Here is an 18,727-nt window from a genome sequence, read left to right on the forward strand (position 1 = left end):
ATGATGCGGCCTTTGTTTCATGCAGCGTTGATGTCTGAAAGCCATCCGTCAAACAAGGGAATAGCGCGGTCGCTATAAAGCTTCTTGCGGTCGCGGCCTTTCACCCGTTTGGTCAGTTCAAGTTCCGGGAAAAGCCCGAAATTGACATTCATCGGTTGGAAGGTGCTTTCGTCAGCACCGCCAGTGATATGGTTTAAAAGGGCTCCCATGGCGGTTGCAAGCGGCGGTGTCGGGATTGTTTTGCCTTGCTTTTCAGCCGCAGCAAAACGCCCAACCATCAGGCCTACAGCGGCACTTTCCACATATCCCTCACAGCCGGTGATCTGCCCGGCAAATCGGATATCGGTCCGGGCTTTCAGACGAAGCGTGCCATCCAGAAGACGTGGGGAATTCAGGAAGGTGTTGCGATGAATACCGCCTAGACGGGCGAATTCGGCATTTTCAAGCCCCGGGATCATGCGAAACACATCGGCTTGCGCACCATATTTAAGTTTCGTCTGGAAACCGACCATGTTGTAGAGCGTGCCCAAAGCATTGTCTTGGCGCAGTTGCACGATGGCGCGTGGCTTACGGGTCGGATCATGCGGATTGGTCAGACCAACCGGCTTCATCGGGCCGTGACGAAGGGTTTCGCGGCCACGTTCAGCCATGACTTCAATCGGCAGGCAACCATCGAAATAGGGAGTATCTTTTTCCCATTCCTTGAATTCGGTTTTATCACCTTCGATCAGGGCGTCGATGAAGGCGTTGTATTGCTCTTCATTCATCGGACAATTGATATAGTCCTTACCATCGCCCTTGTCGTAACGCGACTGGAACCATGCCTTGTCAAAGTCGATGCTTTCCTTATAGACGATCGGGGCAATAGCATCGAAGAAGGCAAGGCTTTCCTCGCCGGTGGCCTTGCGAATGTCTTCGGCCAGTGCGCTTGAGGTCAGCGGGCCGGTTGCGATGATTGTGCTTTCCCATTCGACCGGTGGCAGGCCATCAATTTCGCCACGCTCCATGGTGACCAGAGGATGATTCATCAGCGCTTCGGTTACCGCCTGCGAGAAACCTTCGCGATCAACCGCAAGAGCGGCACCGGCGGGAACCTTGTGTGCGTCCGCACAGCGAATGATCAGCGACCCGGCACGGCGCATTTCATCATGGATCAGGCCGACCGCGTTATATTCCTTGTCGTCAGACCGAAACGAGTTGGAACAGACCAGTTCGGCACATTTGTCCGTGTGATGTGCGTCGGTCGGTCGGGTAGGGCGCATTTCGTGCAGGATAACCGGAATGTCGGCCTCTACCAGTTGCCATGCGGCTTCGCTACCGGCAAGACCGGCACCGATAATATGAACAGGTTTGACCGTGCTCACGGTTGCGAACTCCTCAGCAAAAACAGAATTAAACTTTCTGGCACACACATAGCGGTGCAGGAGGCCTGATTTCAAGTGAATTGCGCCATTTCGCTGCTGCATATCACTTATGTGACCGTAAATTATTCACAAACCACCTGTTGCTGCGTCGCTGATACCAGACACATCCATCACAAGGACGGCATCATGAGCTATCCGCATCGACCCTATGGTTACGATCCGGCCCATTGCCCTGTGATGGGGCTTGTTCCAATCCGGCGATCCAGACAGAGCACGACGATTGATTGTTTGCCTGATGGAAATGGCGGTGATGGTGCGACAGACGGAGATGATAACATATCTGCGCGCAAAACTGCCGCCTCTACCATCGGACGGATTGCCTTTCCATTTGGTGATATCGGTGCCAACAAGTTTGGCAGCAGTGATGTTGAAAACATGATTGATTATGTTGTCGCCACCCGTCAGGGATGGCGCGCATCGCTTGTCATGCGGTCGTTTTTGCGCTGGTGGCGCAAGGATGAAGGGCTCGATGCCGATGCCCAAATGCGCAAAACGTCAGATGCAATCGTCATGTTGTTGGCGCTCAATCAAGGGCGGGACGGATTTGTGCATGGTTATCTGTCTGATCTGGTGGGCGGGCGCGATCAGCTTGATAACACACAGCGGGCTTTTTTCCGTTCGCTTCGGGTGGCAGCAATTGCGCTGGCGCTTTCGCCGATATTGCTGGTCGTGTCGGTGATGCTGTTTTTACACGTAGACCAGATCGTCAGCGCCGGGCACGGCAAACTGTTCGGCTTCAGTTATGATTTGTTATTCTTTGTCGGCAGTTTCGGTGCGATAGGGGCACTGGTCAGCATGATGATGCGGTTGGGTAAGGATGTCGACTGGGCGGAAATGGAACCGGCGTCGGTTTTTTTCAATTTTTTGTTTCGACCCTGCCTTGGTTTTTGCTTCGCTCTGATCGTGTTACTGGCACTGCGCGCCGGTATTCTGCCGATCCCGCTGGATCAGTTGCACAATATTTCCGACATGGATCAGATCGGAACGATTTCTGGTGCGGGGCAACAGATTTCCATCGTACTGGTGCTGGCATTCCTGTCAGGCTTTAGCGAGCGGCTAAGCTCTGCTCTTGTCAAACGGGTCGAAGATCGGGTCGAAGCGGGCTAGGTGCCCGCTTCGCTTTAAGGCATTACTTCAGGCCGAGATGGCGTTTAAGGTATTTGCCGGTATAGCTTTCCTCGTTGGCCATGATGACCTCTGGTGTGCCGCAACCAACCAGCTTGCCGCCACCATCACCACCCTCGGGACCGATATCAATGATCCAGTCGGCAGTTTTTATGACATCAAGGTTATGTTCGATCACAACCACCGTGTTGCCCTGATCGACAATGGTGTGCAACACTTCCAGGAGCTTGCGGATATCATGGAAATGAAGCCCGGTGGTTGGTTCATCAAGGATGTATAGCGTGCGGCCAGTGGCCCGCTTTGACAGTTCCTTGGCAAGCTTCACGCGCTGCGCTTCACCACCCGAAAGGGTCGTTGCCTGCTGACCGAGATGGATGTAGCTCAACCCGACCTGTTTTAAGGTTTCCATCTTGTCGCGAATGGACGGAACGGCCTTGAAGAAATCGGCCCCTTCTTCGACTGTCATATCAAGAATGTCAGATATCGATTTGCCTTTAAATGATATTTCCAGCGTTTCGCGGTTGTATCGCTTCCCCTTACATTGATCACAGGTAACGTAAACATCAGGCAGGAAATGCATTTCGATCTTTATCACGCCATCGCCCTGACAAGCTTCACAACGGCCACCCTTGACGTTGAACGAGAAACGGCCGGGCTTGTAACCGCGTGTTTTGGCTTCGGGCAATTGCGCGAACCAGTCACGGATCGGGGTGAAGGCCCCGGTATAGGTGACCGGGTTGGAACGTGGGGTGCGGCCAATCGGGCTTTGGTCGATATCGATGATTTTGTCGATATGTTCGATGCCGGTGATGGTGCCATGGGCACCGGGGTGATTGCGTGCATTATGCATCCGCTTGGCAAGTGCTTTATACAGCGTTTCAATGACAAGGCTGGACTTGCCGCCACCCGAAACACCGGTAACACAGATGAATTTGCCAAGCGGGAATTTGGCATCGACATTTTGCAGGTTGTTGGCGCGGGCACCCTTGATCGCAATCGATTTGCCATTACCCTTGCGGCGCTCCTTGGGAACGGCGATCTGTTCAACCCCGACAAGATACTTTCCGGTCAGGCTGTTCGGGTTCTGCTGGATCTGTTCGGGTGTGCCTTCGGCAACAATACGACCGCCATGGATACCAGCACCAGGGCCCATATCAACGACGTAATCGGCGGCACGAATGGCGTCTTCGTCATGTTCAACAACAAGCACGGTGTTGCCCAGATCGCGAAGACGTTTAAGGGTCTCAAGCAAGCGGTCATTGTCACGCTGATGCAGGCCAATGGAAGGTTCATCCAGAACATACAAGACCCCGGTCAGGCCGGACCCGATTTGCGACGCCAGCCGGATACGCTGGCTTTCGCCACCTGAAAGTGTGCCAGATGTACGCGACATCGACAGATAATCCAGCCCGACATCCCGCAGGAAACGCAGGCGATCATTGATTTCACGCAGGATGCGTCGCGCGATTTCGGTTTCTTTTTCGTTCAGTTTGCCTTCAAGCGCCTGGAACCAGTCGGCGGCCTTGCCAATCGAAAGATCGGTGATCTCCGAAATCGTGGATTTGTCGATCTTCACGGCCAGTGCCTCGGGTTTCAGGCGATGGCCGTGGCAAGTCGGGCAGCTTGAAACCGTCTGATATTTCGAAAGTTCATCGCGTGCCCACTGGCTGTCGGTTTCGCGCCAGCGGCGCGACATGTTGGGAATGACGCCTTCGAACGGTCGGGCAACCTTGTAGCTGCGCGAACCGTCATCGTAGGTCACCGTGACGTCTTCATCACCTGAACCATACAGAATGATGTCCTGTGCTGTTTTCGGAAGCTTTTCCCATGCGACATTGGTCTTGAAGCCGAAATGCTTGGCGACCGCCCGTAGGGTTTGAAGATAATATTTCGATGTGGTGCTGGCCCAAGGCGCAACAGCGCCGTCGTCAAGGCTTTTGCCTTCATCGGGGACGACCAGTTCCGGGTCGAATTCCATCTGGGTGCCAAGACCATCGCAAGCCGGGCAGGCGCCAAACGGGTTGTTGAACGAAAACAGGCGTGGCTCGATTTCTTCTATCGTAAAGCCGGAAACCGGGCAGGCGAACTTTGCCGAGAACACGGTTGTTTCCCCGGTTTTGGCATCTTCGGTCAGAACGATACCGTCTGTCAGTTCAAGGGCGGTTTCAAAACTGTCGGCAAGGCGGGTTGCAATCCCTTCCTTGACGATTAGACGGTCGACAACGACCGAGATATCGTGCTTTAGCTTTTTGTTCAGTTCAGGCGCTTCGTCGATGTCATACATTTCGCCATCAATCTTGACGCGCTGGAAGCCGCGCGTGCGCAGATCACGTAGTTCCTTTTTGTATTCACCCTTGCGCCCCCGAACAAACGGTGCCAGCAGATAAAGCCGCGTGCCTTCGGGCATTTCCATAACGCGGTCAACCATCTGCGATACGGTCTGGCTGACAATCGGAAGGCCGGTTGCCGGGGAATACGGGATGCCAACGCGCGCCCAGAGAAGACGCATATAGTCATAAATTTCGGTAACCGTTCCCACAGTCGAGCGCGGGTTGCGCGATGTTGTTTTCTGTTCGATGGAAATGGCAGGAGACAGGCCATCAATATATTCCACATCGGGTTTTTGCATCAATTCAAGGAATTGACGTGCATACGCTGACAGGCTTTCGACATAACGACGCTGTCCTTCGGCATAAATCGTATCGAACGCCAGCGAACTTTTGCCCGACCCTGACAGACCAGTGATGACCACCAGAGCATCGCGAGGCAGTTCAACATCGATATTTTGCAGGTTATGTTCTTTCGCACCGCGAACCGAAATTTTCGTCAGCATGTCGGGCCTTTTGTTCCTGTAATGTTCGGGAAAGGTATAGAGGAGCCAATCCTGATACGCAAGCGCGCCCCTGACAGTTCCTGTCAGTATCTGTCAGGAGTGGTTTATTTTTGCAGTGGCGCAAGATCGCCCACGAAAAAAACCCGCCGGAAAAACCGGCGGGTTGAACATGCTTTTGCAATCCTAAAGGATCACCCTTTGGTAACCGACCGACCGGTTGCGCCAAGATCCTTGAAAGCTTCTTCGAGGCGGGCCGCCATCGAGAGTTCGGCTTCGCGGACCCATACGCGCGGGTCGTACTGTTTTTTGTAGGGCTGATCGGTATCCGGATCGACCTGATATTTGAAAGCACGTGCATTGGCTTCGACATATTCGCCAACCGGGCGCGAATAGGCGAACTGGGTATCGGTATCGATATTCATCTTGAAGACGCCGTAGCTGACGGCTTCTTCGATTTTTTCTTTTTCCGAACCCGAACCGCCATGGAATACGAAGTCCAGCGGCCGGTCGCCAAGGTTATGCTTTTCCGAAACGTATTTCTGGGATTCCAGAAGGATTTCCGGACGAAGTTTGACGTTGCCAGGTTTATAAACACCGTGAACGTTACCGAATGCCGCCGCGACCGAGAAATGGCCAAGCGGAGCAAGGCGGCGGTATGCTTCTTCGACTTCTTCTGGGCGGGTATAAAGGCGCGGATCAATTTCCTCGACACTAGTATCAAGGTCATGGCCGATACCGTCTTCTTCGCCGCCGGTCACGCCCAGTTCGATTTCCAGACTCATTTCGATTTTCGACATGCGTTTGAGGAACTCTTCGCAGGTCGACAGGTTGTCTTCGAGCGGTTCCTCGGACAGGTCCAGCATATGGGAGCTATAAAGCGCCTTGCCGGTCTCGGCATAGGCCTTTTCGCTCCATTTCAGCATTTCATCGACCCACGGAACGAATTTCCGGTTTGCGTGGTCGGTATGCATGACGACAGCAACACCATAATATTCAGCCATCAGCTGGGCATGGCGTGCCGCCGAAACGGCGCCTACCACACGGGCAGCCGCAGCGTCCTTGATGCCCTTGCCGGCAAAGAACTGTGCACCGCCATTCGAAAGCTGAATGATGATGTCAGAACCGGCATTTGCAGCGGCTTCAAGGGCGGCATTCATCGTGCTGGACGATGTGATATTGACGGCGGGAAGGGCGTAACCGTCCTGCTTGCAGGCAGCGACAAGGTCACGATAGGCAGAACCGGTAACAACACCGGGTTTAACGGAAGGCATGTGGGTACTCCTCCTGGGGGTCAGAGTATTATTGTTTCCCCCGTGCGCACCGACTGATCCGCAGCGAGGGCAATCCGTAAGGAGCCCAATGCATCTTCCATATGCTGCGTAAGGTCAAGGTTTTCCATTATAGACTTTAGGAAAAATTGCTGTTCACGCAGACACAGGCCGTCATGATCGGGCTCGTCGTCTGTGCGGATGATTTCGTCAGATTGTGTAAATTTTCCGGCAGCATCTGTGGCAGCATGGTGAAGCTTTAAGGCATTCGTCTTTGTGTGGGTGTCGATATCGGCTGAACCGGCACCTTTTTCTTCAACATCGGTGATGGAAACACAGCCTTTCGGTCCGATCACATCTTTGACGAAAAAGGCGGTTTCGCTGATCATTGGTCCCCAACCGGCCTCGTACCAGCCAACTGATCCGTCATCAAAGCGCACCTGCAACTGACCATAGTTATACATTTCAGGTGCAACTTCATCAGACAGGCGTACGCCGATGGCGCTGACCGATACCGGTTTTGCGCCGGTCATCAGGCACATCATGTCAAGATAATGCACACCACAATCGACAATCGGTGAAACACTGTTGAGCAACCGTTTATGGGTTTCCCAGAAAGCACCGCTGCTTTGTTGGTTCAGGTTCATGCGCATGACGAGCGGCTTGCCGAGTGTCTTTGCAACTTCAACGAACTTTTCCCAAGACGGATGATGGCGCAGGATATAGCCGATCACCAGTTTGCGACCGTGCTTTTTGGCTGCATTGACCACACGTTCGGCATCCTCGGCAGTAGCTGCCAACGGCTTTTCAATAAAGACATGCGCCCCGGCTTCAAATGCGGCGATGGCAAAATCAGCATGGGTTTCGGTATATGTGTTGATCGAAACTGCATCAGGTTTTGTTGCCGCCAGGGCAGTATGAAAATCGGTAAATTGCGGGTAGGCGGCAAAACCATCCGGAAGGTTTTCTGCCGGGATTTCGGAACGGGCACACAGTCCGACGATTTCGTACCCTTCAAGCGCGTGATAGGCTTTGGCATGCGATAATCCCATATTGCCAAGACCGACGACAAGAATACGAACCGGCTTCATGTTGTGCCTCCTGATAAGTTTTTAATGCTTTGTTGTATTGAGATTATTCTACGCCTTTGATCCAGCTGCGAGTGACGTTGTAATCGTCATCAAACAGGATCATGTCGGCCTGATAGCCCGGTGCGATGCGACCCATGACATCGTCAAGTTTCAGGAACGCGGCCGGATACAGGGATGCCATGCGAAGGGCTTCGCCAAGATCGATGCCGACCATTTCGACGCAATTCTTAACCGCGGCGATCATGTCGAGGTCCGATCCGGCCAATGTACCATCAGCCAGCGCGCAGCGACCATCGGTGGCCATGATCTCCTCGCCACCCAGAACAAAGCGTTTTTCGTCAGCCCCGACTGTTGGCATGGCGTCGGTCACCAGCATGATCTTGCCTTTGGCCTTGGCGTGAATGGCAACCTTCAGAACGGCTGGATGCACATGATAGCCATCAGCGATCAATCCGCACCAGGTGCTGTCATCGGCCATCGCCGCACCGGCAACACCGGGTTCACGGTGGGTCATCGGGCTCATGGCATTAAACAAATGCGTGAAGCCGCGCATGCCTTCGGCAATGGCAGCCTGTACGTGGTTATAAGTGCCTGCAGTATGACCGGCACAAACCAGAACGCCACGATCAGCCAGCTTTTTAATTGTGCCTTTGGCGGCCTTTTCCGGGGCCATGGTCACCAGGATACGGCCATTGGTAAGGCGGGTCAGAAGATCAATCGCGTCACCTTCCATCGGGCGGATGATGTTCGCGTCATGCACGCCTTTGCGTTCGGCATTCAGATACGGGCCTTCCAGATGGATGCCGACAATGCCCGGCACATCCTGGCTGATCGCATCGGTGACGGCCGTTATCGCGGCTTCCATTTTATCGCGGTGATCGGTGATCAGGGTCGGCAGCATGGCCGTGGTGCCATATTTACGGTGGGCAGCCATAATCGCACGAATACCGTCGACATCGGGTTCGTCATTCAGCAACACACCGCCGCCACCATTGACCTGAACATCGATAAGGCCCGGTGCAAGTGTCTGATTTTTTGCATCAATCACGTTGATGTTTTCAGTAATATCGCTGCTTTCGACAATTGCATCTACCTTGCCGTTCCGGACAATGACAGCTTTGCCGTTATGGAAATCTGTACCGTCAAAGACACGTGCATTGGTAATGGCAAAATCGGTCATCAGTGCGTCTCCGTTACTTTGGACAGGTGTGGTGGCGCATCTGGATTGCAACCACGTTCCAGCGCAACATGTTCTGCGAGCGTATAGAATGTCTGGATCATTGCGATGGGGGCCAGAAGCGGGTGGATATCCTCGACCACCGGAAGATGGCCCTTGATATCAGCGTGACCGGTTTCGGCGGCGAACAGATTATTGGTTTTCGCCCGCATTTCTTCGAGGAAACCCTCGACACTTTCGCGCGATGCATCCTGTTGGGAAAATACCAGCAACGGGAAGTCCTTGGTTACCAGTGCCATCGGGCCATGCTTCACTTCGGCTGCGCTGAAAGCTTCGGCATGCAAGCTACTGGTTTCCTTGAATTTAAGGGCTGCTTCCTGTGCGATGGCAAAGGCCGGACCTCGGCCGATCACATAAAGACCGTTTGATTTCGCAATCGCGTCAGCAGCATCAAGCCAATCCTTGCCAAGTGCCTTTTCTAGTGACGCGGGCAGGGTGGAAAGTGCTTTGTTAAAGGCTGGATCCCGGGTCCATCCCCCAACGATCTGTGCGATGGCAGAAAGGGTTGCGATATAGGATTTAGTGGCGGCAACACTTGTTTCAGGTCCTGCCATCAGCGGAATGACATGGTCAACCGTATCGGCCAACGGGGAATCAACGACATTGACCAATGCCAGGGTGCGGGCACCGGCATTATGGGCGGCCTCGGCATTCTTGACCAAGTCCGGGCTTTTGCCCGACTGGGAGACGGCAATGAACAGGGCGTCCTTGCTGGCGATAGACCGGTTATATATCGAGACGATCGATGGGGCCGCAGATACGACCGGAATACCAAGCTGGCTTTCAATCAGATATTTTGCATAAAGCGTTGCATGATCAGAGCTGCCGCGCCCACACGTCACAACGAATTTCGGCGGGTTGGCACGCAGGTCTGCGACCAGAGCATCAATTGCAGCCTTGTTATGATCAAGCTGCTTGGCAACGACGACCGGGGCTTCGGCCAGTTCGCGACCCATCTGGGTTTTTGGTTTCCAGCGCGTGCTCATATCGAGTGTTTCCTCAAACTTTTGGGGCGACGTGCGACGCGATCATTTTCAACGCGCATCAACTTGCATTTCGGCGATGAAGTCGTAACTGTCGCCACGGTAATAGGAACGGGTGAATTCGACAGGGGTGCCGTTCGCAAGGAAGGAACGGCGTTCGATGTAAAGGGCTGCGCTGCCATCAGGTACGCCAAGGATTTTTGCCGTTTCGCCATCAAACAGTTCAGCCCGAAGACGTTGAAGAGCGCGTTCAGGCTTTTTGCCGTATTTTGCCAGCGCATCATAAAGCGACTTTTCGACTTCATCCGGGCTTGGCAGGAAGGCGCGTGGCACGACTGCGTATTCGAGAGCCATCGGTTTGTCATTGGCTGTACGTAAACGCCGCAACCTTGTTACTTCTGTACCCGGCGAAAGATTAAGCGCCATGGCTTCTTCGGGCGAGGCATGACCGAGGGTTTTTTCAATCCAGACTGCACCGGGCTTCATACCACGCGTGATCATATCCTCGGTAAAGGATGTCAGGCGCGAAAGGGCCTGTTCAACGCGCGGGGCGACAAATGTGCCTGCGCCGTGACGCTGTACAAGGACGCCTTCTTCTACAAGGGCACGCATGGCATTTCGTACGGTAACGCGTGAAATACCAAGTTCATTAGCTAGATCGCGTTCGCTTGGCAGGGCGTCATCGACTTTCAGGATACCATCATCGATAACGGCCTTGATTGCCGTTTGCAGGCGGCGATACAGCGGGCCATGACCGATATTTTCGATGTCCCGGGCACGCAGGCTTGCGATGACGTCTGCTGTACTGATCATGCATGCACCTTTTGATATTTCCTGGCCATCAGGATTGCCCCATGCAGGGCATCGTTTTGTGCCGGAACCAGATCGGACCGGATATCGTCAGGCATGCGTTTGGCCATCTGCTCGGCAAGGCCGCCCATCAAACTCAGCCGTTTCGCGCCGAATTCCTGAAGCTTGTGCAGAATATTGCGATTTGCGGTTACAGCAACATCAATGATGGCGGCGGCAGTCGAGTCACCATGGCTGTCGGCATCGAATACCATTGGGCAGAATGCGCCATAATCAGCTGGTCGGGCTTTCTCGGCAAAAGCGACGATTTCTTCTGGATTGTCGTTAAAATGTTTCATGACGGCGCGAGTCAGTTCGGATGACACCGCCAAACCTTCGTGGGCAAGCAGGGCGGTTTCAATCGCCGTCCGGCCAATACGGGCGCCGCTTCCGATATCAGAAATCTCGAAGCCCCAACCAGCAAGTGCCAATTCACGACCCTCGACAATCGCCTGTCCGCAGGTACCGGTTCCAACAATCAATATGGCACCATCAGCACCATCATGTGCGCCAAGGCATGCAGTGTAGGCATCGGTCGCAAAACAGGCACTGGCGAACGGATGTTTATAGGATTCGGCAAGTTTGCGTTCGCGCTCCAACGGCAAACCGGCCAGTCCAAGTCCTGCGTGCAAATCCGAAATGCGGCTGTCGGAAAGGCCTGCTTCCTTGAGTGCCATGGTCGCAGCGGCAATGATTTCACCAAAGACGTGGTTTATGCCAAGGCGGGTATTTGCCCCGCCGCGCATGGCTTCACCGAGGGTTTCGCCCGCGCTATTGACAATGCGCGCCCGGCAGCGCGTACCGCCACCATCAATGCCAAGGTAGAGCTTTTCTTTTTGTGCGTTTTGCATTCCGACCATCCCTAACTGAAGGGATCATAGCAGAGTGGTATCTTGAAAAGCAATACCAATATAAATCCACTAATGCTGTTCTCGGTCCCATTTTGGCATTGTGTAGATAAGGATGGCGCTGCCGGTGATAAATTGAAATCACCTATTATCTATTTGAAAACAAGTGAAATATGAGGTGCATTTGAGTAAATTTCGGGGTACGTGCAGGAAGTGCCTTGCCTTGCTGGTATCATAATGGTATTTAATTGATGGAGGGAGATTGGAAAATGGCATCACGCACTGAAGAATTTGATATGCGCTTTGCCGGGTTGGATCGGTGGTCCGACGCCGATTTCCTTATGGTTTTGTGGGAAGGCCAGATGCGCGCGGTCGCATCGCTGGGGCCGGTCCTGTCGGATATGGCAATAGCTGCAAACGGGATAGCACGTCGCCTGGAGGGCGGCGGGCGTCTCGTTTATGTTGGTGCTGGAACTTCCGGCACGGTGGCCTGGCAGGATGCCAAGGAACTTGGCGGAACTTTTGGCTGGCCCGAAGACATGACCATTGTCATGTTGGCAGGCGGTTTACAAAGCGAGCCGGGTGTATTCAATTCCGCTGAAGACGATACCAAAGCAGCCGAAAATGAAATTACCCGACATCGCATAGGTGAAGGTGACGCGGTCATTGCCGTCGCGGCCAGTGGCTCTACGCCTTATACATTGCGCGCCGTTAAACTGGCCCGCGAGCGCGGTGCTTACACCGTTGGTCTTTGCAATAACCCTGATGGCAAACTTTTGACGACGGCAGAGTGCGGTATTTTTCTTGATAGCGCGCCCGAAGTTATCGCTGGCTCAACCCGGATGGGGGCAGGGACCGCGCAGAAGGCTGCCATAAATATCCTTTCATCGCTTGTCATGAGCAAGCTGGGGCGACTTTTTGATAATCTGATGGTCGGCATGCGTGCCGAAAACATCAAGTTGCATGATCGCGCCATCCGCATTACGGGGCATATTGCTGGTTGCGATGCGCGGAATGCCGAAAGCGCCCTTGAAAAAGCACAGTTTGATATCCGCATCGCGGTCCTGATTGCCAAAGGGCACGAGACCGCGAAAGCCAAAGAAATTCTTGCGATGTTTAACGGAAATCTCCGGGCAGCGCTTGAGTATAAGGACTGACATCTGCAGGGATAGCAGTCCGCCGACATTGATCAGAGGAGGCATAAATGTCGAATAAAGTGTTTGCAAAAGGCCTGGCAGCGGCCCTGGCGGCAAGTGTCGCCCTGGTTCCGTTGATGGCATCTGCCGGCGAACTCGTGATCGAGAGCTGGCGTAACGACGATATCGATATCTGGAATGATCAGATTATTCCGGCCTTTAACAAGGAATATCCTGAAATCAAGGTGACTTTCTCGCCGACCCCGCCGACAGATTATAACGCGCTGATCAATGCGAAATTCGCAGGCGGTACTGCTGGCGATCTGATTACCTGCCGTCCGTTCGATGCGTCGCTTGAACTTTACAAGCAGGGAAATCTTGCACCGCTTGATGACATCAAGGGGATGGACAATTTCTCGGACGTTGCGAAATCCGCATGGCAGACCGATGATGGTTCCGCCACCTTCTGTCTGCCAATGGCATCGGTTATTCATGGCTTTATTTATAACAAGGAAGCCTTCGAGGCGGCCGGTGTAGAAGTGCCGAAAACCCGCGAAGAGTTCTATGCCGCCCTTGATAAAATCAAGGAAGAAGGCAGCTATATCCCGATGGCAATGGGGACTGCTGATCAGTGGGAAGCCGCCACAATGGGCTTCCAGAACATTGGTCCGAATTACTGGAAAGGCGAAGAGGGCCGTAAAGCCCTGATCGATGGTAGCCAGAAATTCACCGACAAGCCGTATATTGATACCTTTACTGAACTGGCGAGCTGGTCGAACTATCTGCCGGACGGTTATGAAGCCATTTCCTATCCGGATGCGCAGAACCTGTTCTCGCTTGGTCGCGCGGCAGTTTATCCGGCCGGTTCGTGGGATATTTCCCTGTTTAACAGCCAGGCCGATTTTGAATTCGGTGCCTTCCCACCGCCCCCGGCTGCGGGTTCGGATACCTGCTATATCAGTGATCATACCGATATCGCGCTGGGTCTGAATGCCAAATCGCCGAATGCCGCCGAAGCAAAGATCTTTCTCGAATGGATGACCGGTTCGGAATTTGCGTCGCTTTATTCGAACGCGCTGCCGGGTTTCTTCTCGTTGTCGAACCACAAGGTTGAAATCAGCGATCCGGTTGCCAACGAGTTCGTCAGCTGGCGCCAGAAATGCGAGTCAACCATTCGTAACTCGTATCAGATTCTGTCACGCGGCACGCCGAACCTTGAAAACGAACTGTGGAACATTTCCGCACAGGTTATCAACGGCACCGTTACCCCGGAAGAGGCAGGCAAAGCTACCGAAGCCGGACTTGCGAAGTGGTATGCGCCGCATCAGTAAGGCCTGAATACAGATGGCAGGTGACTTCTTGCGCCTGCCATCCTTGTATCCGCAGTAATATGTTGCAGTTCCGCAGATCACGCTGATTGACAAATGCGGCGGACAGGACTGCAATCAGGCGCTTAGATGAACGCTTTCGACCGGGGGCGCGTTCCCCTTACGCTTAATCTCAGAAAGACAGGATAAGGTATGGCGCATTCCGGGCCCATGACCGATTGGCGCAAGGCAAAATTGCCTGTGTTTGCCTTTCTGGCACCTGCGACGATCATCTACACATTGTTCATGATCTATCCGCTGATCGATTCCATACGTCTCAGTTTTTATTCCACGCCAAGCGGCGGGGAGATGGCCTTTGTCGGTTTCGATAACTATCGAACCATTCTGGGAGATCCGGACTGGTCGGCGACCTTCTGGAACAGTTTCTGGAACAACATGAAATTCTTTGCGGTTCACATGCTGGTGCAGAACCCGATCGGGATCGCGCTTGCGGGTATTTTAAGCCTTCCGCAACTGAGGTTCCGCAACACCTATCGCACGATGATGATCATGCCAACCATGCTGTCGGTGGTGATTGTCGGTTTCATCTGGCAACTGATCCTGAGCCCTGTCTGGGGTGTGGGCGTCGATATCCTTGATATTTTCGGCCTGAAATCACTGTTTGGTCCGTGGCTTGGCAAGGAAGGTTCGGCCCTGATCACGCTTTCCTTTATCTCGGTCTGGCAGTGGGTCGGCATCCCGCTGATGCTGATTTATGCGGCCCTTCTGGCTATCCCCGATGATCTGGTCGATGCGGCGATTGTCGATGGCGCGACCCATTTCGAGGTGTTTCTGCATATCAAGCTGCCGCTGGTTCTGCCGACGGTTGCGATGGTGTCGATCCTGACATTTGTGGGTAACTTCAATGCGTTCGACCTGATTTATGCCGTAAAGGGTGCGTTGGCCGGTCCGAATTTCTCGACCGATATCATGGGCACACTGTTCTATCGCACATTCTTTGGCTACCAGTTGCAGCTTGGCGATCCGAGCCTGGGGGCGACGGTCGCGTCACTGATGTTCCTGATCATTCTTGCTGGTGTTCTGTTCTATCTGTTCGCCGTGCAGCGCCGTCTGGCGCGCTACCAGTTGTAAGGAGGCGGCCAGATGATGATGAATAAAAATATTCGCAGGGAAGACATGTCGCGTGCCGTGATCGTGCATGCGATCCTGCTGACCTACACGTTGGTGGCGCTGTATCCGATCTTTCTCGTGATCATCAACGCATTCAAATCCCGCAAAGGTATTTTTAAAGACCCGATGGGGTTGCCGAATGCGGAAACCTTTAGTCTTGACGGTTTTACCAAAGTCCTGGCCAAGTCGAATTTCGAGCTGTTTTTCTTTAACAGCTTTACCGTAACCGTCGTTACCATCGTTATTGTTCTGCTGCTTGCATCGATGGCCGCCTGGGCGCTTTCGGAATACAAGTTTCCGGGCAATACGTGGCTTGCGCTGTATCTGGCTGTTGGCATCATGGTTCCGATCCGTCTGGGATCGGTTTCAATCCTGAACCTGATTGTGGAGTTGGGATTGATCAATACGTTGACCGCACTTGTGTTGGTCTATGTGGCGCAGGGGTTGCCTTTGGCGATCTTTATCCTGACAGAATTCATGCACCAGATACCCAAGGATTTGAAAGAAGCCGCCCGTTGCGACGGGGTCGGTGAATTCAAGATTTTCTTTGCAGTTATCCTGCCGCTGATCCGACCGGCCGTGGCAACGGTCGCCGTGTTTACCATGATCCCGATCTGGAATGATCTTTGGTTCCCGCTGATCCTTGCCCCGGGGGATGGCAAGCAGACCATTACGCTTGGTATCCAGCAATTCATTGGACAGTACGTTACCGACTGGAACGCGGTTCTGGCATCGTTGAGCCTCGCGATCATTCCGATCCTGATTCTTTATCTGATTTTCTCCCGACAACTCATTCGCGGCCTGACATCTGGCGCGGTGAAATGAGTATGATTGTGACAGGAGCTTACCTAAATGGCTGATTTGAAACTGGACCAGATCCGCAAAAGCTATGGCGCTGTTGACGTGCTGCATGGCATTGATCTGGATGTGAAGGACGGAGAGTTCGTCGTATTTGTTGGGCCGTCCGGCTGCGGCAAATCGACGTTACTGCGTATCATTGCCGGTCTGGAAGATATCACCGGTGGTGATCTGATGATCGACGGGGATATCGTCAATACCAAAAGCCCGCGCGACCGCGGGATTGCGATGGTATTCCAGTCCTATGCGCTTTATCCGCATATGACGGTCTATAAAAATATGGCGTTCGGCTTGAAGCTTGCCAATCACGACAAAAGCGCGATTGACCAGCGGGTGCGAGAAGCCGCCCGCATTCTGCAACTGGACAAGCTGCTGGATCGTCGTCCTTCTGAATTGTCGGGCGGGCAACGTCAGCGTGTCGCAATTGGTCGCGCCATTGTGCGTCAGCCGAAAGTTTTCCTGTTTGATGAACCACTGTCGAACCTGGATGCGGCGTTGCGCGTTCAAACCCGTATCGAGATCGCCAAGCTGCATCAGGAACTAAAATCAACGATTGTCTACGTCACACATGATCAGGTCGAAGCGATGACGCTTGCCGACAAGATCGTTGTGATGAATGCCGGCAATGTCGAGCAGGTCGGATCACCGATGCAGCTTTATCATCATCCGCAAACACGCTTTGTTGCCGGTTTTATCGGATCGCCTGCAATGAATTTCACAACGGTTCATATTGATGCCGTCGAACAGGGCAAGGTAACCGTTACCGTGCCGGGAGGCGCCAAGGCTGTTCTGCCGTTTGACGTGCCCGCAGGTGATGTCGGCAAGGATGTCGAACTGGGAGTCCGGCCGGAGCATCTTTCACCGGGTGAGCAGGGGGATTTGTCGATTTCCGGCGAGGTCGATGTTGTCGAGAAGCTCGGCGACTCTACCTATCTGTACCTCAAGCTGGCGAATGGGGACCGCTTCACAGTTCGCGCGCCTGGCCACAGCCGTATTAAAATTGGCGAAACTCTCAGTGCCGCAGCCGAAGCCGGGGCTTCTCATCTGTTTGATGCCAACGGAAAGGCCTATGACAAGCTTCAATGCCCACCGGAATATAGTGCCGCCGAATAGAGTTTAGCTTCCAGATATTTAGACATGAAGGGGTAGCCGGTTTGGCTGCCCCTTTTTTATTTGCAAGCAGATGCGTTTGGGGCCCGAAATTCCGAAAAATTGTTGCAGAAGTTTAACTTGCAGAAAGTCCGGTTTCACGGCGAGAATTGAAACGAATTGTTCAAAAGAACGCAAAATGATCGATTTTGCTTTCGTTTCAACAGAGTTTCTTGCGATACTGGTGCTGTCCCGGAACGTTAGCAATGCCCTAGAATGCATTGACGCCGGACAGGGGAAGTGCCGTCACGTCAACAGAGAGGTAAAATAATGTCGAAAAAGCATGGCGCACTGCGCGGTTCTTTGCTGGGGCTTACTGCTCTTGCCGGAATGGCGATGCTTGGTGCAAACGCACAGGCTGAAGAGCTTCGTTTGCTGACCTGGGGTGGATATGCCCCGGATGACGTCGTCGAGATGTTTGAGAAAGAGACCGGAATCGACGTTGAAGTCACGCTTTCGAACAACGAAGACATGATTTCCAAACTGCGTGCTACCGGTGGTGGCGGTTTCGATCTTGCCCAGCCGTCCCAGGACCGCATTTCTGGTGCACAGCTCGAATATGGCATTTACAAGCCGATTGATCTTTCCAAGATTGATGCTGCGAAGTTCATTCCGTCGATGCTGGAAGCAACCAAGAAAAATACCACGCTTGATGGCGAGGTTTATGGTGTCCCACATGTCTGGGGGACCAGCGGCCTGATCGTTGACACGACCAAAGCTGGTGACGTCAAAGATTATACCGATCTTTGCAATGCCGATATTTCGGGCAAGGTTTCCTATCGCCTGAAACGTCCAACCCTGATCGGATTTGCTTTTGCAATGGGTATGGACCCGTTTGCGGCATATGGCGATGAAGCCAAGTATCAGGAAATTCTTGATGCGGTTGAGAAAAAGCTGGTTGAGTGCAAGCCAAACGTCAAAACCTATTGGGAAGGCGGCGATGCACTGCTTAACCTTGTGCGGTCGGGCGAAGTTGTTGCCGCAATGGCATGGGATACCGGTGGCTGGAAACTCAATAACGACAACGCCGATATCACGTTTGTTGCCCCTGCATCAGGTGCATTGGGCTGGATCGATACCTTCGTCTTGCCGCGCAAATCCGATAACGAAGATGCTGCTTACAAGTGGATCAATTTCGTCATGCAGCCTGAGATTGCTGCCAAAATCACCGCAAGTGCCGGTAACTTTACCGCATCCAAAGGTGCGGACGAGTTTGCGGATGACAAGCTGAAGGCGCAGTTCCAGGGAAGCTTCCCAGCCGAAGCCCTTGATAACATTAAATGGTATCCGACGGTTCCGGCTGGCCTGGAAACCCTTGAAGGCAAAACGCTTGATCGTGTGAAAGCAGCACAGTCGTAAGCCAAGTTGCTCTGATCCTGTTTGGATCGGATGATAATGTCCCCGGCATATGTTGCCGGGGACATTGCA

Annotated in this window: 15 protein-coding genes; 7 read left to right on the forward strand and 8 right to left on the reverse strand. The window is 53.3% G+C overall.

Going from position 1 to position 18,727, the window contains the following annotated elements:
• Positions 1–17: 17 nt before the first annotated feature.
• Positions 18–1,364 carry a methylenetetrahydrofolate--tRNA-(uracil(54)-C(5))-methyltransferase (FADH(2)-oxidizing) TrmFO gene (gene trmFO / locus SMB34_RS19480; protein ID WP_037992537.1) on the reverse strand — a complete coding sequence of 449 codons (1,347 nt, stop codon included), beginning with the start codon at positions 1,362–1,364 and terminating at the stop codon, positions 18–20.
• Positions 1,365–1,550: 186 nt separating this feature from the next.
• On the opposite strand from trmFO, the gene SMB34_RS19485 reads away from it, so the two are divergent.
• The gene (locus tag SMB34_RS19485; protein ID WP_240478880.1) at positions 1,551–2,531 is read left to right on the forward strand and encodes a hypothetical protein; all 981 of its coding nucleotides are present in this window, start codon (positions 1,551–1,553) and stop codon (positions 2,529–2,531) included.
• Between the two features lie 22 nt (positions 2,532–2,553).
• Here the strand turns inward: SMB34_RS19485 and uvrA are convergent, their stop codons facing one another.
• The 7 genes from uvrA to SMB34_RS19520 form a co-directional block, all read right to left on the reverse strand.
• A complete protein-coding gene (uvrA, locus tag SMB34_RS19490; protein WP_037992541.1) occupies positions 2,554–5,382 on the reverse strand; it encodes an excinuclease ABC subunit UvrA in 2,829 nt (942 codons plus the stop codon).
• Between the two features lie 191 nt (positions 5,383–5,573).
• Positions 5,574–6,653 (reverse strand): class II fructose-bisphosphate aldolase, encoded by a 1,080-nt coding sequence (gene fbaA, locus SMB34_RS19495; protein WP_037992544.1) that lies wholly within the window; start codon positions 6,651–6,653, stop codon positions 5,574–5,576.
• Positions 6,654–6,673: 20 nt separating this feature from the next.
• Positions 6,674–7,741: a Gfo/Idh/MocA family protein gene (locus SMB34_RS19500; RefSeq protein WP_037992545.1), complete on the reverse strand. Its 1,068-nt coding sequence runs from the start codon at positions 7,739–7,741 to the stop codon at positions 6,674–6,676.
• 43 nt (positions 7,742–7,784) lie between these two features.
• Positions 7,785–8,921 carry an N-acetylglucosamine-6-phosphate deacetylase gene (gene nagA / locus SMB34_RS19505; protein ID WP_037992548.1) on the reverse strand — a complete coding sequence of 379 codons (1,137 nt, stop codon included), beginning with the start codon at positions 8,919–8,921 and terminating at the stop codon, positions 7,785–7,787.
• Positions 8,921–9,964 carry an SIS domain-containing protein gene (locus SMB34_RS19510; protein WP_037992549.1) on the reverse strand — a complete coding sequence of 348 codons (1,044 nt, stop codon included), beginning with the start codon at positions 9,962–9,964 and terminating at the stop codon, positions 8,921–8,923. The genes nagA and SMB34_RS19510 overlap by 1 nt, the downstream gene beginning before the upstream one ends.
• A gap of 48 nt (positions 9,965–10,012) precedes the next feature.
• The gene (locus SMB34_RS19515) at positions 10,013–10,774 is read right to left on the reverse strand and encodes a GntR family transcriptional regulator (protein WP_037992551.1); all 762 of its coding nucleotides are present in this window, start codon (positions 10,772–10,774) and stop codon (positions 10,013–10,015) included.
• The gene (locus SMB34_RS19520) at positions 10,771–11,661 is read right to left on the reverse strand and encodes a glucosamine kinase nucleotide-binding domain-containing protein (protein WP_037992639.1); all 891 of its coding nucleotides are present in this window, start codon (positions 11,659–11,661) and stop codon (positions 10,771–10,773) included. The genes SMB34_RS19515 and SMB34_RS19520 overlap by 4 nt, the downstream gene beginning before the upstream one ends.
• A gap of 266 nt (positions 11,662–11,927) precedes the next feature.
• Between SMB34_RS19520 and SMB34_RS19525 the strand changes: the two genes are divergently transcribed.
• The 6 genes from SMB34_RS19525 (at position 11,928) to SMB34_RS19550 (ending at position 18,658) form a co-directional block, all read left to right on the forward strand.
• The gene (locus tag SMB34_RS19525) at positions 11,928–12,815 is read left to right on the forward strand and encodes an N-acetylmuramic acid 6-phosphate etherase (protein WP_037992553.1); all 888 of its coding nucleotides are present in this window, start codon (positions 11,928–11,930) and stop codon (positions 12,813–12,815) included.
• A gap of 47 nt (positions 12,816–12,862) precedes the next feature.
• On the forward strand, positions 12,863–14,125 hold the full coding sequence (locus tag SMB34_RS19530) for an ABC transporter substrate-binding protein (RefSeq protein WP_037992556.1): 1,263 nt from the start codon (positions 12,863–12,865) through the stop codon (positions 14,123–14,125).
• Positions 14,126–14,314: 189 nt separating this feature from the next.
• Entirely contained in the window at positions 14,315–15,253 is a 939-nt protein-coding gene (locus SMB34_RS19535; protein ID WP_037992557.1) for a carbohydrate ABC transporter permease, read from the forward strand.
• Positions 15,254–15,265: 12 nt separating this feature from the next.
• Entirely contained in the window at positions 15,266–16,117 is an 852-nt protein-coding gene (locus SMB34_RS19540; protein ID WP_037992558.1) for a carbohydrate ABC transporter permease, read from the forward strand.
• 27 nt (positions 16,118–16,144) lie between these two features.
• On the forward strand, positions 16,145–17,263 hold the full coding sequence (locus SMB34_RS19545; RefSeq protein WP_037992559.1) for an ABC transporter ATP-binding protein: 1,119 nt from the start codon (positions 16,145–16,147) through the stop codon (positions 17,261–17,263).
• 306 nt (positions 17,264–17,569) lie between these two features.
• Positions 17,570–18,658 (forward strand): extracellular solute-binding protein, encoded by a 1,089-nt coding sequence (locus SMB34_RS19550; protein ID WP_110252359.1) that lies wholly within the window; start codon positions 17,570–17,572, stop codon positions 18,656–18,658.
• The last annotated feature ends 69 nt before the right edge of the window (positions 18,659–18,727 follow it).

Source organism: Thalassospira permensis NBRC 106175, assembly GCF_000714555.1.
In the GTDB taxonomy this organism is placed as follows: domain Bacteria; phylum Pseudomonadota; class Alphaproteobacteria; order Rhodospirillales; family Thalassospiraceae; genus Thalassospira; species Thalassospira xiamenensis.

Excerpts from the sequence above, each read along its gene's own strand:
- SMB34_RS19530 (WP_037992556.1), top strand. The coding sequence starts at position 12,863 with ATGTCGAATAAAGTGTTTGCAAAAGGCCTGGCAGCGGCCCTGGCGGCA.
- SMB34_RS19525 (WP_037992553.1), top strand. The coding sequence starts at position 11,928 with ATGGCATCACGCACTGAAGAATTTGATATGCGCTTTGCCGGGTTGGAT.
- SMB34_RS19515 (WP_037992551.1), bottom strand. The coding sequence starts at position 10,774 with ATGATCAGTACAGCAGACGTCATCGCAAGCCTGCGTGCCCGGGACATC.
- uvrA (WP_037992541.1), bottom strand. The coding sequence starts at position 5,382 with ATGCTGACGAAAATTTCGGTTCGCGGTGCGAAAGAACATAACCTGCAA.
- SMB34_RS19545 (WP_037992559.1), top strand. The coding sequence starts at position 16,145 with ATGGCTGATTTGAAACTGGACCAGATCCGCAAAAGCTATGGCGCTGTT.
- SMB34_RS19500 (WP_037992545.1), bottom strand. The coding sequence starts at position 7,741 with ATGAAGCCGGTTCGTATTCTTGTCGTCGGTCTTGGCAATATGGGATTA.
- SMB34_RS19485 (WP_240478880.1), top strand. The coding sequence starts at position 1,551 with ATGAGCTATCCGCATCGACCCTATGGTTACGATCCGGCCCATTGCCCT.
- SMB34_RS19535 (WP_037992557.1), top strand. The coding sequence starts at position 14,315 with ATGGCGCATTCCGGGCCCATGACCGATTGGCGCAAGGCAAAATTGCCT.
- SMB34_RS19550 (WP_110252359.1), top strand. The coding sequence starts at position 17,570 with ATGTCGAAAAAGCATGGCGCACTGCGCGGTTCTTTGCTGGGGCTTACT.
- SMB34_RS19520 (WP_037992639.1), bottom strand. The coding sequence starts at position 11,661 with ATGCAAAACGCACAAAAAGAAAAGCTCTACCTTGGCATTGATGGTGGC.
- SMB34_RS19510 (WP_037992549.1), bottom strand. The coding sequence starts at position 9,964 with ATGAGCACGCGCTGGAAACCAAAAACCCAGATGGGTCGCGAACTGGCC.
- SMB34_RS19540 (WP_037992558.1), top strand. The coding sequence starts at position 15,266 with ATGATGATGAATAAAAATATTCGCAGGGAAGACATGTCGCGTGCCGTG.
- fbaA (WP_037992544.1), bottom strand. The coding sequence starts at position 6,653 with ATGCCTTCCGTTAAACCCGGTGTTGTTACCGGTTCTGCCTATCGTGAC.
- nagA (WP_037992548.1), bottom strand. The coding sequence starts at position 8,921 with ATGACCGATTTTGCCATTACCAATGCACGTGTCTTTGACGGTACAGAT.